Annotated in this window: 21 protein-coding genes and 1 pseudogene; 16 read left to right on the top strand and 6 right to left on the bottom strand. The window is 65.9% G+C overall.

The genetic code is table 11. The annotated features are described in order from the left end of the window. Nucleotides 1-292: 292 nt before the first annotated feature. Together VL752_RS08505 and VL752_RS08510 are read left to right on the top strand one after the other, a co-directional pair. Entirely contained in the window at nt 293-577 is a 285-nt protein-coding gene (locus tag VL752_RS08505) for a hypothetical protein (protein WP_325354118.1), read from the top strand. Nucleotides 578-664: 87 nt separating this feature from the next. Next, entirely contained in the window at nt 665-1,471 is an 807-nt protein-coding gene (locus VL752_RS08510) for a hypothetical protein (RefSeq protein ID WP_325354120.1), read from the top strand. Nucleotides 1,472-1,490: 19 nt separating this feature from the next. Here VL752_RS08510 and VL752_RS08515 read toward each other — a convergent pair whose 3' ends face one another. Both VL752_RS08515 and VL752_RS08520 read right to left on the bottom strand, forming a co-directional pair. Next, nucleotides 1,491-2,591, bottom strand: coding sequence for a sensor histidine kinase (locus VL752_RS08515; RefSeq protein ID WP_325354122.1), 1,101 nt, complete (start codon nt 2,589-2,591; stop codon nt 1,491-1,493). Nucleotides 2,592-2,615: 24 nt separating this feature from the next. Continuing rightward, nucleotides 2,616-2,840 (bottom strand): hypothetical protein, encoded by a 225-nt coding sequence (locus VL752_RS08520; protein WP_325354124.1) that lies wholly within the window; start codon nt 2,838-2,840, stop codon nt 2,616-2,618. 154 nt (nt 2,841-2,994) lie between these two features. Here VL752_RS08520 and mobB point away from each other — a divergent pair, with 154 nt between their 5' ends. Together mobB and mobA are read left to right on the top strand one after the other, a co-directional pair. Next, nucleotides 2,995-3,495, top strand: coding sequence for a molybdopterin-guanine dinucleotide biosynthesis protein B (gene mobB / locus VL752_RS08525; protein WP_325354126.1), 501 nt, complete (start codon nt 2,995-2,997; stop codon nt 3,493-3,495). Then, nucleotides 3,479-4,057: pseudogene (gene mobA, locus VL752_RS08530) on the top strand (molybdenum cofactor guanylyltransferase MobA); the annotation flags it as partial. The gene mobB and the pseudogene mobA, both read left to right, overlap by 17 nt. 9 nt (nt 4,058-4,066) lie before the next feature. On the opposite strand, the gene fdhD reads toward mobA, so the two are convergent. Next, on the bottom strand, nt 4,067-4,942 hold the full coding sequence (gene fdhD / locus VL752_RS08535) for a formate dehydrogenase accessory sulfurtransferase FdhD (protein ID WP_325354128.1): 876 nt from the start codon (nt 4,940-4,942) through the stop codon (nt 4,067-4,069). On the opposite strand from fdhD, the gene VL752_RS08540 reads away from it, so the two are divergent. The 4 genes from VL752_RS08540 to VL752_RS08555 all read left to right on the top strand — a co-directional run bounded on the left by VL752_RS08540 (nt 4,941) and on the right by VL752_RS08555 (nt 7,681). Continuing rightward, nucleotides 4,941-5,609, top strand: a complete 669-nt coding sequence (locus VL752_RS08540) for a glutathione S-transferase family protein (protein ID WP_325354130.1) — start codon at nt 4,941-4,943, stop codon at nt 5,607-5,609. The two genes, fdhD and VL752_RS08540, sit on opposite strands and share 2 nt — an antisense overlap. A gap of 8 nt (nt 5,610-5,617) precedes the next feature. Further along, nucleotides 5,618-6,493: an NAD-dependent epimerase/dehydratase family protein gene (locus tag VL752_RS08545; protein ID WP_325354132.1), complete on the top strand. Its 876-nt coding sequence runs from the start codon at nt 5,618-5,620 to the stop codon at nt 6,491-6,493. 84 nt (nt 6,494-6,577) lie between these two features. Next, entirely contained in the window at nt 6,578-6,916 is a 339-nt protein-coding gene (locus VL752_RS08550) for a hypothetical protein (protein ID WP_325354134.1), read from the top strand. 192 nt (nt 6,917-7,108) lie between these two features. Beyond that, nucleotides 7,109-7,681 carry a fasciclin domain-containing protein gene (locus VL752_RS08555; protein ID WP_325354136.1) on the top strand — a complete coding sequence of 191 codons (573 nt, stop codon included), beginning with the start codon at nt 7,109-7,111 and terminating at the stop codon, nt 7,679-7,681. A 51-nt stretch (nt 7,682-7,732) separates the two neighbouring features. On the opposite strand, the gene VL752_RS08560 is transcribed toward VL752_RS08555, so the two are convergent. The 3 genes from VL752_RS08560 to VL752_RS08570 all read right to left on the bottom strand — a co-directional run bounded on the left by VL752_RS08560 (nt 7,733) and on the right by VL752_RS08570 (nt 10,449). Beyond that, a complete protein-coding gene (locus tag VL752_RS08560; protein ID WP_325354138.1) occupies nt 7,733-8,671 on the bottom strand; it encodes a 2-hydroxyacid dehydrogenase in 939 nt (312 codons plus the stop codon). A gap of 2 nt (nt 8,672-8,673) precedes the next feature. Then, a complete protein-coding gene (locus tag VL752_RS08565) occupies nt 8,674-9,447 on the bottom strand; it encodes a LamB/YcsF family protein (RefSeq protein ID WP_325354140.1) in 774 nt (257 codons plus the stop codon). A gap of 69 nt (nt 9,448-9,516) precedes the next feature. Continuing rightward, the gene (locus VL752_RS08570) at nt 9,517-10,449 is read right to left on the bottom strand and encodes a dihydrodipicolinate synthase family protein (RefSeq protein ID WP_325354142.1); all 933 of its coding nucleotides are present in this window, start codon (nt 10,447-10,449) and stop codon (nt 9,517-9,519) included. 178 nt (nt 10,450-10,627) lie between these two features. Between VL752_RS08570 and VL752_RS08575 the strand changes: the two genes are divergently transcribed. The 8 genes from VL752_RS08575 to VL752_RS08610 all read left to right on the top strand — a co-directional run. Then, nucleotides 10,628-11,566, top strand: coding sequence for a GntR family transcriptional regulator (locus VL752_RS08575; RefSeq protein ID WP_325354144.1), 939 nt, complete (start codon nt 10,628-10,630; stop codon nt 11,564-11,566). 168 nt (nt 11,567-11,734) lie between these two features. Continuing rightward, nucleotides 11,735-12,349: an urea carboxylase-associated family protein gene (locus VL752_RS08580; protein ID WP_325354146.1), complete on the top strand. Its 615-nt coding sequence runs from the start codon at nt 11,735-11,737 to the stop codon at nt 12,347-12,349. 113 nt (nt 12,350-12,462) lie between these two features. Then, on the top strand, nt 12,463-13,305 hold the full coding sequence (locus tag VL752_RS08585) for a substrate-binding periplasmic protein (protein WP_325354148.1): 843 nt from the start codon (nt 12,463-12,465) through the stop codon (nt 13,303-13,305). 27 nt (nt 13,306-13,332) lie between these two features. Further along, complete coding sequence (ehuD, locus tag VL752_RS08590) at nt 13,333-13,989, top strand: ectoine/hydroxyectoine ABC transporter permease subunit EhuD (RefSeq protein ID WP_325354150.1); 657 nt, start codon at nt 13,333-13,335, stop codon at nt 13,987-13,989. A 34-nt stretch (nt 13,990-14,023) separates the two neighbouring features. Beyond that, nucleotides 14,024-14,773 carry an amino acid ABC transporter ATP-binding protein gene (locus VL752_RS08595; RefSeq protein ID WP_349255515.1) on the top strand — a complete coding sequence of 250 codons (750 nt, stop codon included), beginning with the start codon at nt 14,024-14,026 and terminating at the stop codon, nt 14,771-14,773. Nucleotides 14,774-14,856: 83 nt separating this feature from the next. Beyond that, entirely contained in the window at nt 14,857-15,582 is a 726-nt protein-coding gene (locus VL752_RS08600) for a 5-oxoprolinase subunit B family protein (RefSeq protein ID WP_325354154.1), read from the top strand. Next, complete coding sequence (locus tag VL752_RS08605) at nt 15,579-17,819, top strand: 5-oxoprolinase/urea amidolyase family protein (RefSeq protein ID WP_325354156.1); 2,241 nt, start codon at nt 15,579-15,581, stop codon at nt 17,817-17,819. Before VL752_RS08600 ends, VL752_RS08605 begins: the two co-directional genes overlap by 4 nt. A 2-nt stretch (nt 17,820-17,821) precedes the next feature. Next, nucleotides 17,822-18,948 (top strand): acetyl-CoA carboxylase biotin carboxylase subunit (locus VL752_RS08610; RefSeq protein WP_325354158.1); only part of this gene is annotated, 1,127 nt, incomplete at its 3' end.

Raw genomic sequence — 18,948 nt, forward strand, 5'->3', positions numbered from 1 at the left:
CCGGCGCGTCGGTCCCTTCGCGGTCACCGGACCGGACGCCGAAGCCGATGCCGAAGCGGAGACCCGAATCCTCATGGCCTTCGGCCGGGCGGGCTTCAGCGGCAGCATTGCACGCCGGGCGTTGGCCTGTGAGCGGGAGGAGGCGGAGGCGGTGCTGATCGCGGCGCGGGGAGGTTGATCATGCAATGACGCTTCTGCTGGTCTATTATTTCATCAAAACGAAAAGTGTGCCGAGGTCTCTTCGGTCAGGTCTGTTTGAATTTCGCCTTGATCGTTCGGGGCAAACGGTGCCGTGGCGAAGATTGCAGGAGATGCGGCACGCGCCGAGGACGAGCCAGACTGCACGGTCGAGACTTTGGCCGTGGCGATCGCGCTCTATCCCGACGAGGCGCAGCTGGTCACAGCCGCAGACGATTATCCCGAGATGCGAACCAAACTTGAATTGCTCCGCACCAGCCCCGAATTGCAGGCTCATTTTCTAGATCGGGTCCGACACCGGGTGGCCGTTTGTCCCGACCGCAAGATCATCGACACGCTCGAACCCGCCGTCGATCAGGTCGACAACCGGCTGGAATAGGCCGCTTTTCGCCATCTGCTGCGCCCGCTCTGGCGCGGAACGATTCCGTCCCCAAATGAGTGCCCAGATCATCAGGAACGACCATCCATGTCCTTTCGTCCCGTGACGGAACCCCTGGATGCGGGCATCGCCCGGCAAAGGGGCGTCTTCGAGGCTCTGGCCCTGCTCACCCCCCATGATCTGCCGGGGGAGCGCAAGCTGCGCATCGGCGGACCCGGCGACGGCGGCTATGTGCTCGTGGACCGGCTACGGCCGGGCCAAGCGGTGATGAGCTTTGGTATCGGCCCCTCCGTCGCCTTCGACCGCGATCTGGCCGAGCGCGGCCACAGCGTTCTGCTCTTCGACCATATGATCCACGCCCTGCCGGAGGAGCACGCGCGCTTCACCTGGTTTCGTGAAGGTGTCGGGGCCGTCGCCGATCCGGCGCGCGGCGTGTCGACGCTTGCCGATCACATGGCGAAGTTGCCGCCGGGCGGGGAGGGGCCGATCCTCAAAATGGACGTCGAAGGCGCGGAATGGGAAACGCTAACCGAGACGCCGGTGAATGTCCTCCGCCGCTTCGAACAGATCGTGCTGGAATTTCACGAACTACCCAGGCTGGGGGAGAGCCGCTTCCGCCGTATCGCCTGGAAGGCCTTGGCCTCGCTCTCTTCCGCCTTCACGCTCGTCCATGTCCATGCGAACAATTTCGGCGGGATTGCGATCGTCGCCGGATTTCCCGTGCCGGAGACACTGGAGGCGACCTATATCCGTAGCGATCTCGTGCAGACGGCGCCGTCCACGACCTTCTATCCGACGCCGCTCGATACCGGAAACTGCCTCGACTGGCCGGATCTGCCGCTGTGGTTTTACCCCTTCATGCCGAGCACGACGAAGCCAGCCTTCCCCTGGTAGCCCGGGTCGTGCCCAGGGCTCAGCCAGCCGCCTCCACCGTCGCGTGCACGCGCCGAAAGCGGATCGTCACCCGCATGCCTTCGCCCGGCTGGGACTGGATCTCGACCTGCGCCTTCGCGTTCTGCTTCAACGATTCCAGGATGGCATAGGAGAGCTTGCCGCGCCGGGGCCAGACTGCATCCGCGGGCAGGCCAATACCGTCATCGGCGATGGTGATGCAGCAGCCCTCGGCATCGGTCAGACTGTGCAGGGTGATGGTGCCGCCCTCCCGGTCCTGGAAGGCATGTTTCAGTGCATTGGTGATCAGTTCGTTCACGACGAGCCCGGTCGGCATCGCGACATTGACCGAGACCGGATAGATGTCGACCTGCATGTCGAGCCGGATACCGGGCCCCGCCTGGCCCCGGAGCGCGGCGGTCGCGACCTTCCCGAGATAGATGCCGAGGTCGATCTCCTCCACCGCATCCTGCTCCGACAGCAGGTCGTAAAGTAGCTGGATCGCCTCTATCCGGCCCGCCAGCCGGTGGAAGGTCTCCGGATCGGGACGGAAGCCCGCATTGCGCGCCTCGATCCGGATCAGGGCCGTGATCATCTGGAGGTTGTTCTTGACCCGATGCTGCACCTCGCGGAGCAGCGTGTCCTTGTGCCGCAGCTGTTCCGCGAGGCTTTCCTCTTCCTCGCTGCGATGGGCGGTGATGTCCACGAGGGCGGCGAGCCGGTAGGCGGCCTCGCCGGATTCGTCCTGGATCACATTGGCGTAGGCATCGACGATGACGGCATCGCTGTCGGCATGTTCGATGCGGAAGGTGCCGATGCAATCGCTGCCAGCGGGAATCGCTTGGCCAAGACCCCCGGCACCCTCCTCGATCTCGCCAAGATCGGCGAGGCTGCCCCAAGGTTTGTCCTGCATTTCGGCCAGAGTGCGACCGGACAGGCGCTCAAATTCCGGATTGGCGTAGACGATGCGTTCAGAGCTCCGCATGTCGGCGATCGCAATCGCGATCGGGACCTGGTCCAGAAAACGCCGGAAGTGCTCGCTTTCCAGCGCATCGGCGAGATCCGGTGCGGCGAGCAATGCCCCGACCTTCTCTTCCGGGGACTCGTCTGGCCTCTGGTTCATGCTGACTGACCGATAGGCCGTGCGTCAGCGTCGCCGGCCGGCGAGGAGCAGGCCGAGCACCAGCCCGGCAGCGCCCGCCACCAGCAGTGCCTGCCGCGGCTTCGCCCGCGCCTGGTCGCGCAGGCAGGCGAGCCCGCCTTCCACCGCATCCACGGCCGCCATTGCGGGCGGCATCACGCAATCCTCGACCATACGGATCAGACCGTCAGACGAAATACCGCGCGCATTGAGCCAGGGGCAGGAAGACATCGGCAAATCTCCGGGTCGGCTGGAAGTCTCGTTTCCATCATTGGACTTTTGCGCCATGACCCGCAAGGTGAGGCAGGCGCGCTGGCCCGGGGGATGGGCCTGCCCTGCGTTTCCGCGCTATGGCTCGCCGCGGCAGCAAGCGGGAGGAGCGAGTTTGACCAAGGTTTTCGGCTTCGCCGGGTGGAGCGGGGCAGGCAAGACGACGCTGATCCGGCAGGTCATTGCGGATCTGGTGGGGCGGGGCTTGCGCGTCTCTACCGTCAAACATGCCCATCATGATTTCGACATCGACCATCCGGGAAAGGATTCCTGGGAGCATCGCCATGCCGGGGCGGCTGAGGTGCTGGTCGTCTCCGATCGGCGCTGGGCCCTGATGCATGAGCTGCGTGGCGCGCGGGAGCCGGCGCTGCCCGAGTTGCTCGCCAAGCTGGCACCGGCCGATCTCGTGCTCGTCGAGGGTTTCAAGCGCACCGCTTTCCCGAAGATGGAGGTTTTCCGAGCCGAAAACGGCAAGCCGCCGCTGCATCCCGAGGACCCCAGCATCCTCGCGCTGGCGACTGATGTTTCGTTCGTAGAGAGCGGCCGGCCGGAATTCGCGCTCGAGGATATCGAGGGCATCGCCCGTTTCGTGGAAGAGCATGCGGGCCGGCTCTGAGGCCGTTGCTGCCGTCATCCTCGCAGGTGGGGAGGGGCGGCGCATGGGCGGACGTTCCAAGGCGCTACTGCCGCTCGGGGGATTTCCGCTCATTCGCCATGTCCTCGATCATCTGCGCGGCCAGGTCGCTGACATCGCCATCAGCGCGCGCGATCCCGCGGTGGCGGCGGTCGTGCCAGGCCTGCCGCTGCTGCCCGACCGGCATGCCGACCGGCGCGGTCCGCTGGCTGGCATTCTCGCTGGCATGGTCTGGTGCCGCGCGGCCCATCCCGACTGCCGCTGGCTGCTCAGCCTGCCGGTCGATTGTCCATTTCTGCCCGCCGATCTCGTTTCCCGGCTGACGGCACGCGCGGCGGCGGGCGAGGTCCGCGTCGTCGTTGCCGCCTCGGCCGGGGGCGAGCACCGGGCGGTCGCCTTGTGGGACGTGACGCTCGCCGATGCGCTCGTCCCGGTGGTGGAGCAGGCGGCCGATCTCTCCATCCGGCGCTTTTACCAGCGCTTCCCCCACGCCATCTGCGATTTTCCGCTGGGGGCCATCGACCCCTTCCTCAACATCAATACGCCCGATGCGTTAGAGCGCGCCGAGGATGCGCTCCGCATGAGTAAAGATCTCGAACCCATCCGCCCGCGCGATGCCGATCAGCGTGATGCCGGCAGCCTCGGCCTCGCGAACGGCGAGGAGGGTAGGGGCTGAGACGGCGGCGAGCACCTGCACGCCCATGATTGCCGCTTTCTGAATGAGCTCGATCGAGACCCGGCTGGTCATCACCAGCACACCCTGGGACGGGTCCTGCCCCGCCGTCACCAGCCCGCCCGCGAGCTTGTCCAGCGCGTTATGGCGGCCGACATCCTCGCGCAGCGCCACGAGCGCGGCCTCCGGCGTCCAGAAACCCGCCGCATGCACGGCGCGCGTTTCCTGGCCGAGCGCCTGCGCCGGCCAGAGCGCCGCGCAGGCGGCGGCGATCTGCTCTCCGTGCAGTCGCAGGTCGTGCCGGACAACGGGCAGGGGGCGCATCGCCTCCTCGAGACTGTCGAGTCCGCAGAGGCCGCAGCCCATGGCGCCGGTGAGGTTCCGCCGCCGATGGTCCAAAGCCTCCATCCGCGCCGGCGTGATCCAGAGCCGGAGTTCGACGGCACCGCGCGGCGCGGCCACGATCTCGATTTCCTCGATCTCCGACACCTCTTCCACGATGCGCTCGTTGAGGCTGAAACCGCGCGCGAAATCGCTGAGGTCGGCAGGCGTCGCCATCATCACGGCGTGCGAAACCCGGTTGTAGGTCAGGGCAATCGGTGTCTCTTCCGCAAGCCTGCGCGGCCGCGGACGGGCCTTGTCCGCCTGCCAGAAAAGGGGGGTCGCCTCGGCCGCCGGCGCGGCCCATTCATTTTCATTGGAGCCGTCGTCGAGACCGCTGGCTCCGTCCGCGGGAATGGGATAATCGGCATGCATGCGCCTCCTATACCATCTTCCCCACTCGCCCTTCTCCCGCAAAGTTCGTCTGGTCCTGGCCGAAAAGCGCCTGCCCTTCGAATTGCGGCTGGAGAAGACCTGGGAGCGGCGGGCGGAATTCCTCGACATCAACCCGGCCGGGATCGTGCCGGTGCTGATGGACGAGAATGGCCTCATCATCGCGGAATCCTCGGCAATCTGCGAATATCTGGACGAGGCCTATCCCGATACGCCGCTGGTCGGCCGGACGCTGGCGGAGCGCGCGGAGGTGCGGCGGCTGGTCGCCTGGTTCGACCTCAAATTCAACCATGAGGTGACGCGGCATCTGCTCGGCGAGAAGATCATGAAGCGGGTCGCGGGGCGCGGCCAGCCGGATACCGGGGCGCTGCGCGTGGGCTACGGCAATCTGCGCGGCCACCTCGAATATCTCGGCTATCTGGCGGAAAGCCGGAAATGGCTGGCAGGCGCCAATCTTTCGCTCGCGGATTTTGCGGCAGCTGCCCATCTCTCGGCGCTTGATTTCGCCGGGGAGGTGGACTGGTCGGTCTCGCAGCCGGCGCGGGACTGGTACGCCCGCATCAAGTCCCGCCCCTGCTTCCGGCCAATTCTGGCGGACCGTATGGCGGGGATAAACCCACCTGCCCATTACGCCGATCTCGACTTCTGAGAGCGGCCGTGACCACGGCCCCGCATCTTCTGGTCTTCGGCCTCGGCTATAGCGGCCGCGCCATTGCCGAGGCCGCCCGTGATGCCGGCTTTACCGTCTGCGGGACCAGCCGCCAGGCCGATTTCAGCGCACCGTCAGGGATAGATCTGATCCCCTTCGAGGCCGCCGCAGGGGCGATCGCGCAGGCAACCCATATCGTCGCGACCGCCGCACCGGGGGAGACGGGCGATCCCGTCCTCGCTCGCTATGCGGGGCCGATCAGCGAGGCGCCGGTGCTCCGCTGGATCGGCTTTCTCTCCTCCACCGGCGTCTACGGTGACCGCGGCGGCGATTGGGTGGACGAGCAGGCTGAGCCGCGCCCGACCTCCGCCCGCGCTACCGCGCGCCGCGCCGCCGAAATCGCCTGGGAGGCGATGGGACAGGCCCGCGGCACGCCGGTCGACCTTCTGCGTCTCGCCGGCATCTACGGCCCCGGCCGTTCCGCCTTCGACGACCTGCGCGCCGGCCGCGCCCGCCGGATCGACAAGCCGGGCCATGCCTTCGGTCGCATCCACCAGGCTGATATCGCGCAGGGCACGCTCGCGGCTCTGCGCCAGACCGACCGGCTTGCAGGCAGCCGCGTGCTGAATTTCAACGACGATCTGCCGGCCGAGCCGGCGGAGGTGGTGGCCGAAGCGGCCCGCCTGCTTGGCGTGGAGCCGCCGCCCCTGGTTCCCTTCGCGCAGGCGGAGGTCGGGATGACGCCGATGGGCCGCAGTTTCTGGGCCGAGAGCCGCCGGGTCCGCGGCACCCGAACGCAGCAGGCGCTAGGTCGGCGATGGCTCTATCCCACCTATCGCGAAGGGCTTGCCGCCATCCTGGAGGCCGAACAGGCACAGGGCTGACCTCCTGTCCCTTCGGATGACAAAATCAGCCCTGCTGCTTAAGTTTCCCTCCGAAGGCGGAAACCAGGGCGAGGCGGTGGGGCAATGGCAAAAATTCGGCACTGCAACGAGGCGGCATCCACGCGGCACCTGCCGGCGGCGATGGTCGCCATGGCGCTGCTCCTGGGCGCCGTGCCCCTCGCCCCGGCGCTCGCGCAAAGCAATAGCGCCAATCCGGCCGCCACCATCAACGGCAGCGTGCCGAAATCCGAAGGCAATATCTGGAACGGCATGGATCATCAGCCGACCGAGGCTGAGGTGCCGCAGGGCAACATGCAGCAGCAGCAGCAGATCAACAATCAGCTGAACCAGCTCGACCAGCAGCTGATGAATGAAAAGCTGCCGAAGGTGCCGCAGGACGCGCCGCCCGTTTCAGGCAACTGAAGTCTACGCGCCGGCGAGGTGCGCGGATGCGCAAAGACCTCGTTTTCCGCATGTAATGAGATGCAAATCAATGTGATGGCGGATTGCGGCCCGGATTTCGACGATTCCGGGCGGTTTCTGCATCCGTCCTGCGGTTTCTCCGCGACTGTTGATGCGGCCATGTGAGGTCGCCTCAAGGGAGAAACGATCATCATGACCAAGACCATTCGCGCGGCGTTGCTGGCCGCTGGTGCCCTGCTTGTTGCGCTTCCCGCCTACGCGGCTGACATGGCTATGAATACTGTCACGGTCGGCGGAATGCCGATGTATCCGTCCAAGACCATCGTCGCCAACGCAGTCAATTCCAAGGACCACACAACGTTGGTGGCGGCCGTGAAAGCGGCCGGCCTTGTCGGTGCTCTGAGCGGCTCCGGCCCTTTCACCGTCTTCGCGCCGACCAACGAAGCCTTCGATGCGTTGCCGGCAGGTACGGTGGCGACCCTGGTCAAGCCCGAGAACAAGGCGACGCTGACGAAGGTGCTGACCTATCACGTGGTGCCTGGCGACTATAACACCACCAAGCTGCGTGCCCTGATCCTGCAGGGCGACGGCAAGGCCGAATTGAAGACCCTGGAAGGCGGCATGCTCACCTTTCAGATGAACGGCTCGAGCAATATCATGGTGATGGACGAGAAAGGCGATACGGCCGACATCACCGTCGCCGACGTCACCCAGTCGAACGGCGTCATCCAGGTGATCGACCATGTGCTGATGCCGGCCAGCTGATGCCGGCCAGCTGATACCGCAGGCGCCGCCATGGCGGCGGCGCCTTTCCCTTCAGTAGCCGCGCGAGCGGTCCACCTGATACAGCGGGGGCAGCCCCGCCGCATCCCGGCCAATGTTGACGGCGATCATCGAGACCGCCGTGCGCGGCTGAGTGAGGGCCGCGATATGGGGGGTCACCGTGATCCGCTCATGGCTCCAGAACGGATGATCTGCGGGCAAGGGTTCTTCGGCGAAGACGTCCAGCGTTGCTTCCGCGATCCGGCCCGATGCGAGGGCCGCGAGGAAATCGGCTTCCACCAGATGCCCGCCACGCCCAACATTGATCAGGCACGCGCCCTGCGGCAACTGCGCGAAGGTTTCGGCGTTCAGGATGCCCGCGGTCTCCGGCGTCAGCGGCAGCAGGCAGACCAGGATTTCGCTTCGCGCCAGGAAGGCCGGCAACTCGGCGACGCCTGCGAAGGCGCGCAGGCCCGGCGCGTCCCGTGGGCTGCGGGACCAGACCGAGAGGTCGAAACCGAAGCCCTTCAGGCTGTCCGCGCAGAGCCTCCCGAGTTCGCCATAGCCCAGGATGCCGATGCGGCGGTCAGAGGCCATCGGGGCATCGACCTCCGACCAGATGCGTGCCCGTTGATTGCGTTCGATCTCGGGCATCCGCCGATGATAACGCAGGGCCTGCATGACGACGAAGATCGTCATATCCCGGCCGAGTGAGGGATCGACCATGCGGATCAGCGGAATCTCCGGCGGTAGCTCGGCATGATCCAACAGTCGCTCGACCCCGGCGCCGAGCGAGAAGACCATCCGCAGTGCGGGGAGGCGCGCAAACAAGCCCCGCGGCGGATGCCAGACGAAGGCATGGGTGATCTCGGCGGGTTCGCCGATGTCGGGCCAGACGCGAATCTCGACCTCCGGCATGGCCCGGCGAAATTCGACGATCCAGGGTTCTGCGGGCACGGTGGGGCAGGCATAGAGTAGAACCGGTCTCGTCATCGTCAGGGCGCCAGGAAGCTGGGTAAGGGGGCGAGGGTGATGCCGGCGGCGGTCAGCGCGTCGCGCAGGCTGCGCGCCATGTCAACGGCATGAGGGTTGTCGCCATGGACGCAGACAGTGTCGACCTCGACGGGAATTCGCTTGCCGCTCGTCGTGGTGATGGCGCGGTCTTCGAGCATCGCGAGCACGCGGGTGGTGGCCGCTGCCGCATCCTGGATCACCGCCCCAGGCTTGCGGCGGGAGGTGAGGTTGCCGTCATCGTCATAAGTGCGGTCGGCATAGATCTCGCGCGCCATGGTGAGCCCTTCGGCGAGCCCCGCCTTTTCGAGCTCGAGACCGGGCATGACGATGAGAATGAGTGCCGGATCCACGATCCGCACGGCACGGGCGACGGCACGGGCAAGCCCCGCATCCACCATCACCATATTGCCGAGCGCGCCATGGGTTTTGACATGGGCAAGGCGCGTGCCCGTGGCCTGCGCGAGGGCGGCCGCCGCGCCGATCTGATAGATGACCATCTTCTCGATATCCTCGGGCCGCTCGCCCTGGATCGGGCGGCGGCCGAAGCCCCAGAGATCGAGGAAGCTCGGATGCGCGCCGACGCTCACGCCACGGTCGCGCGCCGCTTCCATCGTGCGATGCATGACGAGCGGATCGCCCGCATGGAAGCCGCAGGCAATATTGGCGGAGGTGACGATGTCCAGCATCGCTTCATCGTCGCCCATGCTCCAGGCGCCGAAGCTCTCGCCCAGATCGGAATTGAGGTCGAGTTTCATTGTCGTTCTCTCTCTGCCGCCGCCGCAAAAGGGTAATCCGGGAGCCGTCGGGCGATCAAACGCTGCGGATCATGCCCCGAGACGCCGTGCAAGGCGGGCCATGAGCCCGTCAAGCTCTCGGTGATCGGCGGCCGTGAGGCCCGGCCCCGGATGGCGCAGGCGGGAGGAGCGCATCGCGCCCCGGCGGCGCAGGATCTCCTTGCGGATGGCCAGACCGAAGCTCGGCTGCTGCTCGTGGCGCAGCACCGGAAGATAGGCATCGAAAAGGTCTTCGGCACCTTCCGCGTCGCCCGCATGGAATTTCGCGCAGACCTGAACCAGCATCTCGGGGTAGGCGAAGCCGGTCATGGCGCCATCCGCGCCGCGGGCGAGTTCCTGCGGCAGATAGAGGCCGCCATTGCCGACGAGGATGGAAATGCGCCGCCGTCCGGCCTTTTCCGCGCTCTCGCGCAGCTTGGTGATCTTGGGCAGGCCCGGGCATTCCTCGTGCTTCAGCATAACGAAACTCGGGAAGGCGTCGATCAGGCGGTCGAGGACGGAGACCGAGGTGACGACGCTCGTGGTCTGCGGATAGTCCTGATAGCAGACGGGAATATCGGGGCCGAGCGCCTCCAGCACATGCGCCCAATAGCCATAGACCTGATCATCGGTCTTGAGCCCCGCGACCGGCGCGATCATCAGGCCGGCGGCGCCCATGTCCATGGCCTGGCGCGCAAAGCTCACCAGATTGTCGGTGCCGGGGGCGCTCGCACCCACCACAATGCCGGCGCGGCCGTCCACGCGCTTCAGCACCTGAGCCATGATCGCCTGGCGCTCGGGTGCCGCGAGCTTCTGCGCCTCGCCCAGCACGCCGAGGATTGTGATGCCGTCGACGCCTTTCTCCAGATAGAAATCCATCAGGCTGTCGACGCTGGCATGATCGACCGCGCCAGTATCGTCGAAGGGGGTGGGAGAGATGATGTAGACGCCGCGCGTCGTCTCGCTGATGTGCTTCTTGTCCATGGGGCTGGTCCGTAGAGTTGTCAAAAGCCGGCGATGTCGGTCGGCGGAAGGGCGGGTATCAATCTGTCCAGTTCGGTATCGGCTCCCAGTGAAGTTTCAAGGAGCCGGCTTCATTGTATTAATAAGAGATTTCGGTACAATATTCTCTGCCACTTGGCCACCCTCTTTATGGACCTATATGCCGTCTGACCCCGTCAACACCCCGGCCGCTGTACCATCCCCCCCGCGCGAGAGCGGGCCGGGGCCGCTTATCCGCCGCCTCCTCAGCCATATCGTGGCGGAAGACCTGCCGGCGGGTGCGCACCTGACGGAGCAGGGCCTCGCGGATGCACTGCGGGTTTCGCGAACGCCGGTGCGCCGCGCGCTCATGGAACTCCACGCTGAAGGGCTGGTCGAGAAACAGGCCCATCGCGGCTATTTCCTGGCCCGCCCGGCGCGCGCGCTGTTCGTCGCCAGCCTCGATTTTCCGGTCTTTGACGAGGATACGCTGTTCGAGCGGGTGGCGACGGATCATCTACGGGGCCATCTGCCGGGAAGCTTTTCGGAACAGGACGTCGCTTCCCAATACGGTGTCAGCCTGCGCCTCGCGCGCCGGGTGATCGAGACGCTGGGCGAGGAGCGCGTGATCGTGGCGGACAGCCAGGGCGCCTGGCACTTCAACCCTTTTCTGCTGACCAACGAGGCGAGCCTTGCAAGCTATGCCTATCGCCTCGCCACCGAGCCGCAGATCCTGCTGCTGCCGACCTTCGCCGCGCGTCGCGATCTCATCCGCGCCTGCCGGGACGAGCATATCCGTCTGCTGACCCTGCCTGCAGTGGAGCGTACCGCGCGTCTCGCCTTCAAGGTGGATGCCGGCTTTCACGAGGCGATCGCCCTCTGCGGGGGCAACCCCTTCTTTCATTCCGGCGTCACGCAGCACAACCGCCTGCGCCAGCTTCTGGAATATCGGGACGCGCCGGACGAGGGCCGCATGCTGGTCTGGTTGAAGGAGCATCTGGACATCATGGAAGCGGTGGTGGCGGGTGATCTTGCCGAGGCTTCCGGCCTCATGCGCACCCATCTCATGAACGCCATGAAGCACCGGGAGGCGGATCCGCTCCGCAGCCCGAAACGCTGAGGTGAAACGAAAGGGTGGAGAGATCTGCCCAAGAACTGAGCATAACGGCTAATTTGTAATCTTGTATCGTATCGTTGACTAAATACAATTCACGACGATATGCTTCTGCCTGTTCGTGACAGCTAATCCGTGATCAGCGTGGCCCGTCCGGGGCCGGACAGGAAGCAGATGACGCGTTCTCCTTCGTCGGCCGGTTCCGGCATGGTCCCCGCGCGCCACGGCCGCGCCCTGCGGCTCGCCGCTGGGCAGACGCTCAAGGTTCTCAGCGCCCATGGCACCCAGGTCGTCGATCTCTGGGCCTTCAATGCGGCGGACCTGTCGGAAGCGATGTCGATGGAGCATACCCGCTCGGTCACCAGTCGCATCTCGCCCGTGGCGGGCGATACCGCCGTGTCCACCCGGCGCCGACCGATGCTGTGTCTGACAGAAGATACCTCGCCGGGCACCCATGATACGCAGCTCTGCGCGTGTAACCGCTATCTCTACGAGCAGCTCGGCTGCACCGAATACCATCGCAATTGCGAGGACAATCTGCACGAGGCCCTGGCCGAAATCGGCCTGTCCGTGCCTTTCACGCCCGGCCCGTTCAATCTCTTCATGAACGTGACCGTCAATCCGGACCGCACGATCAGCAGGCGGGAACCCGAAGCGCGCCCCGGCGATTATGTGCGGCTGCGCGCGGCGATGGATGTGGTCGTCGCGATGTCTGCCTGCCCGCAAGACATTACGGTGATCAATGGCGGCCGCGCTCCGCGTGACGTGCACTATGTCGTCGAAGACTGAGCTTCCATCCGTCCCGCTTCTGGCGCGGTCCTTGCAAACTAATCCAGGACCCACGGCGTGCCGCGCCGAACGCCGCACTGCATTGCCCTATCGAAACCGAAGGATTTGACACCATGATCAAAAAATGCCGGTTCGCGGCAGTGCTCGCCCTCTCCGCGATGATGTCGACCGCAGCCCTCGCTCGGGCACAGGCGGCCGATCTCCTCACGACCGTCAGCAACACTCATGTGCTGACCATCGGCACGTCGAACGATGCGCCGCTCTCCTATGTCGACAGCAAGACCAAGGGGGCGCTCGGCGCCCTGCCGGATCTCCTGCGGGCGGCGCTGACGCGCATGGGCGTGAAGGCCGATTTGAAAATCGTCGCAATGCCCTTCAGCAGTCTCATCCCCGCCTTGAATGCCGGCCGCATCGACATGATCGGTGATGCCATGTATGCGACCGCGGCACGCGAGAAGATCATTAGCTTCACCGACGCCACCTTCTACAATCCAGAATCGCTTGACGTAGCCAAGGGCAATCCGCTCAAGCTGCATCAGCTCTCCGATCTCTGCGGCCATAGCGCAGGCACCTATGAGGGCACCACCTATGTCGACCAGCTGCGCCGGGCGAGCAAGGCATGCCCCGCCGGCACGTCTATCGACGTCCATCTCTATCCGACGATCCAGAACGTTTTCGCCGATCTTTCCGCCGGCCGCCTGAATGCCGCCGTGGTGGACAGCAGCCTTTCGGCCTATGCGCTGAAGCAGAATCCGGCGCTCAGCTTCGAACTGGTGGCGGATTATGTCCCGGCCGACAAGAAGGGCTCCGCCTGCGCCTTCGGTGTTGCCAAGGGCAACGATGCTTTCGTGGCGGCTTTCAACAAGGCCTATGCCGCAATGTTGTCGGATGGCACGGCCGCTCAGATCTTCACGCAATGGGGTCTGACCCCCACCAGCTTCTTCCTGTCTCTGTAATGGCCTGTTCCACGGAGCTGCGGCAGCGTGCTTGCTGATCTGATTAGCTGGGCTCCCGAACTGTTCGAGGGCCTGCGCCTCACGGTCGGCATGACCTTCGGCGGCATGGCGATCGCGCTTGTGCTGGGTCTGCTGCTCGCACTCGGCCGCATCAGCCCGAGCGCCTGGCTGCGTGCGCCGGTCGTCGTCTTCGTGGAACTCATTCGCGGTTCGCCGCTGCTTCTGCAACTCTTCTACCTCTATTACGTGCTGCCGGCCTTCGGCCTGAAACTGACACCGATCGAGGCTGGTCTGCTGGGATTGGGCATCAATTACGGTGCCTATCTCAGCGAGGTGTTTCGCGCCGGCATCGCAGCCGTCAGCCCGGGGCAGCGGGAGGCGGCGGAATCGCTTGGCATGTCGGGCGGCCAGACGATGCGCTTCATCATCCTGCCGCAGGCCTGGCGCATCGTCATTCCGCCGACCGGCAACTACTTCGTCTCGCTCTTTAAGGATACCGCGCTCGTCTCCACCATCTCGATCGCGGAGCTGATGTTCCAGGGGCAGCTCATCGCCTCCGACACCTTCCGCTACATGCGTATCTACTCGATCATCTTCGTGATCTATGTGGTCATCAGCATTCCCGCCAGCATGGGGGTTCGCTGGCTGGAGCGGCACTTCAACCGTTCTGCCGCGGCGCGCTGAGATCATGCAGAACGAAGGGACGACAATGCGGCCCATCATCGAGATACAGGATCTCAGCAAGTCCTATGGTCCGGTGCAGGTTCTGCATGATGTGAGCCTGACCGTCACCACGGGCGAGGTGGTCGTCATCATCGGCGCCAGCGGGTCGGGCAAATCCACGCTCATCCGCTGCATCAACGGGCTGGAGCGGTTCGGCGCCGGCGCCATCCTGGTAGATGGCTTTGCGCTCACGCCCTCGGATGCGAAGGGGCGGCGCAATATGTCACAGCTCAAGGAGATCCGTCGCGAGGTCGGCATGGTCTTCCAGCAGTTCAACCTCTTTCCCCACAAGACCGTGCTGGAAAATGTGATGCTGGCGCCGGTTCAGGTGCGCAAGTGGCAGCGCGACCGGGCAGAGGCGACTGCGATGCGCCTTCTCGACCGTGTGGGCTTGCGCGATCATGTCCACAAATATCCGGCCCAGCTTTCGGGCGGCCAGCAGCAGCGGGTCGCCATCGCGCGCTCGCTCGCCATGGAGCCCCGGGTCATGCTGTTCGATGAACCGACATCGGCCCTCGACCCGGAGATGGTGGGCGAGGTGCTGGAGGTGATGCGCGGTCTCGCCCGCGAAGGCATGACGATGATCATCGTCACGCATGAGATGGGCTTCGCGCGGGAAGTGGCCGATCGCGTTGTCTATATCGATCATGGCCGCGTGCTGGAAGAGGGACCGCCTGCCGCGATTTTCGATAATCCCCAGCAGGAACGGACGAAGGCCTTCCTTTCCCGTGTGCTGAAGCACTAAGGCCTGAACGCGCGGCCTGGCCGAGATCGACCCTGCGCTCCACCCGCTATATCATCCCATCGGGCGCATTGAGAGGGAGAAGGATGTACCCCGAGCCACGCTTTCTGGATGCGGGAGAGACAGCCCTCGTCGTCGAATTCGGACGCAAGGTCGAACCTGCGGCCAATGACACGGTGCTCGCGCTCGATGCCGCGCTCGGCGCCGAGCCGATCAATGGCCTGCGCGAGCTTGTGCCCACCTATCGCTCCTTGATGATTCATTATGATCCGCTGGTGCTGGCCCGCGGCACGCTGATCGAGATCGTGACCGGGGCCTTGCAAAAGCGCGGCGGCGAGCGGGCCGAACCGCGGCATTGGCTGCTGCCCTGCTGCTACGATCTTCCCTATGGCGAGGATCTGAACGAGGCCGCCGGCATTCTGGGGCTCGACCGGGATCGCGCCATCGCCCTGCACATCGCGGGGCGCTACCGGCTTTATATGTACGGTTTCGCGCCGGGCTATGCCTATCTCGGCGGATTGGCGGCAGAACTCGCGATTTCACGACGCGCGGCACCCCGCCCGCCGCATCCGGCCGGCAGCGTCATGATCGGCGGCGGGCTGTGTGGCGTCGCGACCTTTCCCATGCCCACGGGGTGGTATGTGCTCGGCCGCACGCCTGAGCGCCTCTATGCCCGTGCACGCGAAGACGCGTTCCTGATCCGGCCCGGGGACATGCTGCGTTTCGAACCAGTCGACGTCGCAACATTTGACACCTTGGAGGCGCGGGCGGCGGCCGGAGAGGTGATTGCGCGACAGGAGGAGCGCCAATGAGCGATGCGGCTCACGCGTTGCTCCGCGTCCTGCAGGCGGGTCCGGGTGTGACCCTCCAGGATGGCGGCCGTCACGGCTATCTGCGCTATGGCGTGACGCCGGCCGGGCCGATGGACCGGCTTGCCTTCGATACCGCCAATCGCGCGCTGGGCAATGCGCCCGCCGCGACGGCGATCGAGGTCGGGCTTGGGGGTCTCGAATTTACGGTGGAAGACGCAGCGCTCTCCGTTGCCATCGCCGGCGGGGAATTCGTCATCCTGCAGGACGGCCGCCGCCTGCCGCCCGCGGTTCTGCTGCGTCTGGACCCGGGTTCGGTGGTCCGCATTTCGGCCGGTGAGCAGGGTGCCTGGTGCTATGTGGCACTGGCGGGCCGCCTGCTGCTGCCGCCGATGCTGGGCTCGACCGCGACCCATACGCGCTCCGGCTTCGGCGGTATCGAGGGGCGGGGACTCAAGGCTGGTGACCATCTGACCATCACCGAACCCCGCGCCCCGGCCTCCGGCGTGCTGGAAGCGCCCTGGCTCGACAGGCCGAGCGGGGTCGTTCGCGTCATCCTCGGTCCACAGGATGATTATTTTGCAACCGACCAGGTGCAGACCTTTCTTGCCGGACCCTGGCTGGTCTCCAGCCGGGGAGACCGCATGGCCTATTTCCTGGAGGGGCCGCGCCTGTCCCATTCCCAGGGCTTCAACATTGTCTCGGACGGCGTCGCCATGGGCGGCATCCAGGTGCCGGGCGAGGGCCAGCCCATCGTGCTGATGGCCGACCGCCAGCCCACGGGCGGCTATCCCAAGATCGCGACTGTCATCGGTGCCGATCTCGGCCGTCTGGCCCAGGCGCGGCCGGGCAACCACATCCGCTTCCAGGCGGTTTCAATCGATGAGGCGGTGGCGGCCCGTCGCGCGGAATGGGAGCGGGTGGAGGCGGGCGTCCCCGTCATTCCACTCGTCCGGCGGGATTTTTCGCCGGCCTTCCTGCTCGGTCTCGATCTCACCGACGGCATTCTCCGGGACGGCAGCGGAGCGCGCCCGGCGGCGGGCAAACTGACGGCGCGGCAGCGGCTCGAAATACTGTTCGACGGTGCGTCCTTCGCGCTGGAAAGCGAAGGGAGTCCTGGTCTTCTGCTGGCCCGTGGCTGGGTCGAGGGCTGTCTCGTTCACGCCGCTGCTCGCGCCGGTGCCCTGACCCTGGCGGAGGTCGCACAGCTCACCGCCATGCTCCGGAGGGCTCAGGCGGAAACCGCGCCGGTTGTTCTCCTGTTCGACGGCATGGCAATGATGGGCGAGGATGATCTCGCAAACATAGTGGCGCTCGCGGAACTCCAGACGGCCTTCTCTGCGCTTGGGACGCCGCGTATCGCGGGCGTCATGGGGCCCTGTGTCGGATCGGATGCGCTCCTCGCGGCACGCGCCGATTTCCTGGTCATCACCGAGGATCAGGGTTTCCTCGCCGTGGCCGGGCCGGGCGTCGTGCGAAAGGTCACCAACGAGGTTCTGACCGGGGAGGAGATCGGGGGCGCCGCTGTTCATGCGGGGGTCACCGGCCTTGCCCAAGCAGCAGCGCATGATGTCGCGGCGCTGCTCTGGCTTCGCCATCTGCTGGATATGCTGCCCGATTCCGGCCCCGCCGCCTGCGCGGATGATCCGGCCCGCATGGAGCCCGGACTGGCAACCCTCGTGCCTTGGGAGGTGGGCGCCGTCTACGACATCCGCGCGTTGCTCAGCCGCGTCGCCGATGAGGGAGATTTCCTGGAACTGGGCGAGGGCCATGCCGACAATCTCGTCACCGGTCTCGCGCGTTTCGGCGGCCGCACGGCCGCGATCGTCGCCAACCAACCCATCGTCATGGGTGGGGTGATGGACGCGGCTGCGCTTGCCAAGGCCGCGCGCTTCGCCGCGCGTTGTGGTGGCTTGGGCATCCCGTGCGTCAGCGTAATCGACACGCCCGGCCTCCTGCCCGGGTCTGCGCAGGAGCGGGCCGACATCCTCGGCCATGCAGCGGCGCTTTCTCTCAATCCCACCGTCACCCTCGTCACCCGCAATGCCCTGGGGCCGGCGGCACTGCTCATGGGTCTCGGCCAGGGAGTTGCCCTTCGTTGGCCCTCGGCCCGCATCGCGCTCTCGGCATCCGGGGCGGGCAGCGGACCCTTGCCGCCGCTCTTCGGGCAAGAAATCCCGCCCGCCGAGACGCGCGCCCGAATCACCGGCGCGCTCGCCCGTCACTCTGACCGGTCCTAGAGATGTTCCAGAAAATCCTGATCGCCAATCGTGGGGAGATCGCTTGCCGGATCATCCGGACGGCCCGGCGCATGGGGATCGCGACGGTTGCCGTCTATTCGGACGCGGATCGGGACGCGCTGCATGTGCGGATGGCGGATGAGGCGGTGCTGATCGGCCCGCCACCCGCCGCCGCCTCCTATCTCTCCATTCCCGCCATCGTCGAAGCGTGCCGCCAAACCGGGGCGCAAGCCGTGCATCCGGGCTACGGGTTTCTCTCCGAACAGGCGCCGTTCGTTGAAGCCCTCACGGCCGCCGGCATCACTTTCATCGGGCCGCATGCGGCGGCCATCGCTGCCATGGGAGACAAGATCGCGTCGAAGAAAGCGGCGGCCGCGGCCGGCGTGCGCACGGTGCCCGGCTTTCTCGGCGTCATCGCGGACGCGGGTCAGGCGGTGTCCATTGCCGAGGAGATCGGCTTTCCGGTCATGATCAAGGCTTCCGCCGGTGGTGGCGGCAAGGGCATGCGGGTGGCCCGCTCCTCCGCCGAGGTGGCGGAAGGCTTCGCCCGCGCGCGTTCCGAGGCCGCCACCGCCTTCGGGGATGATCGCGTCTTCATCGAGAAATTCATCGAAAATCCTCGCCATATCGAAATCCAGGTGCTGGGCGACCGGCACGGCCACGTCATCCATCTCGGCGAGCGCGAATGCTCGGTCCAGCGCCGCAACCAGAAGGTGCTGGAGGAAGCGCCGTCCCCGCTGCTCGATGCCGAGACCCGGGGCGCCATGGGGGCGCAGGCGGTGGCGCTGGCCCGCGCTGTTGCCTACGATTCAGCGGGCACCGTGGAATTCGTCGTCTCCCAGGACCGTTCCTTCTACTTCCTCGAGATGAACACGAGGCTGCAGGTGGAGCATCCGGTAACGGAACTCGTCACCGGGATCGACCTTGTCGAGCAGATGATCCGGATTGCCGCGGGGGAACCGCTCGGCCTTGTCCAGGAGGCGGTGACCCTCTCGGGCTGGGCGGTGGAGGCGCGCATCTATGCCGAAGACCCCGCGCGGGGGTTCCTACCGTCCTCCGGCCGGATCGACATTTTCCGCCCGCCCGCCGAGACCATTGCCCAGGGCGTGACGGTGCGTGTCGATACCGG

It is taken from the genome of Acidisoma sp. (assembly GCF_035492295.1).
Classification (GTDB): domain Bacteria; phylum Pseudomonadota; class Alphaproteobacteria; order Acetobacterales; family Acetobacteraceae; genus Acidisoma.

Bases quoted from the DNA above. Each gene is read 5' to 3' on its own strand.
- VL752_RS08510 (WP_325354120.1), top strand. From the start codon at position 665: ATGTCCTTTCGTCCCGTGACGGAACCCCTGGATGCGGGCATCGCCCGG.
- VL752_RS08515 (WP_325354122.1), bottom strand. From the start codon at position 2,591: ATGAACCAGAGGCCAGACGAGTCCCCGGAAGAGAAGGTCGGGGCATTG.
- VL752_RS08520 (WP_325354124.1), bottom strand. From the start codon at position 2,840: ATGTCTTCCTGCCCCTGGCTCAATGCGCGCGGTATTTCGTCTGACGGT.
- VL752_RS08540 (WP_325354130.1), top strand. From the start codon at position 4,941: ATGCGCCTCCTATACCATCTTCCCCACTCGCCCTTCTCCCGCAAAGTT.
- fdhD (WP_325354128.1), bottom strand. From the start codon at position 4,942: ATGCATGCCGATTATCCCATTCCCGCGGACGGAGCCAGCGGTCTCGAC.
- VL752_RS08550 (WP_325354134.1), top strand. From the start codon at position 6,578: ATGGCAAAAATTCGGCACTGCAACGAGGCGGCATCCACGCGGCACCTG.
- VL752_RS08555 (WP_325354136.1), top strand. From the start codon at position 7,109: ATGACCAAGACCATTCGCGCGGCGTTGCTGGCCGCTGGTGCCCTGCTT.
- VL752_RS08560 (WP_325354138.1), bottom strand. From the start codon at position 8,671: ATGACGAGACCGGTTCTACTCTATGCCTGCCCCACCGTGCCCGCAGAA.
- VL752_RS08565 (WP_325354140.1), bottom strand. From the start codon at position 9,447: ATGAAACTCGACCTCAATTCCGATCTGGGCGAGAGCTTCGGCGCCTGG.
- VL752_RS08570 (WP_325354142.1), bottom strand. From the start codon at position 10,449: ATGGACAAGAAGCACATCAGCGAGACGACGCGCGGCGTCTACATCATC.
- VL752_RS08575 (WP_325354144.1), top strand. From the start codon at position 10,628: ATGCCGTCTGACCCCGTCAACACCCCGGCCGCTGTACCATCCCCCCCG.
- VL752_RS08580 (WP_325354146.1), top strand. From the start codon at position 11,735: ATGACGCGTTCTCCTTCGTCGGCCGGTTCCGGCATGGTCCCCGCGCGC.
- VL752_RS08585 (WP_325354148.1), top strand. From the start codon at position 12,463: ATGATCAAAAAATGCCGGTTCGCGGCAGTGCTCGCCCTCTCCGCGATG.
- VL752_RS08600 (WP_325354154.1), top strand. From the start codon at position 14,857: ATGTACCCCGAGCCACGCTTTCTGGATGCGGGAGAGACAGCCCTCGTC.
- VL752_RS08605 (WP_325354156.1), top strand. From the start codon at position 15,579: ATGAGCGATGCGGCTCACGCGTTGCTCCGCGTCCTGCAGGCGGGTCCG.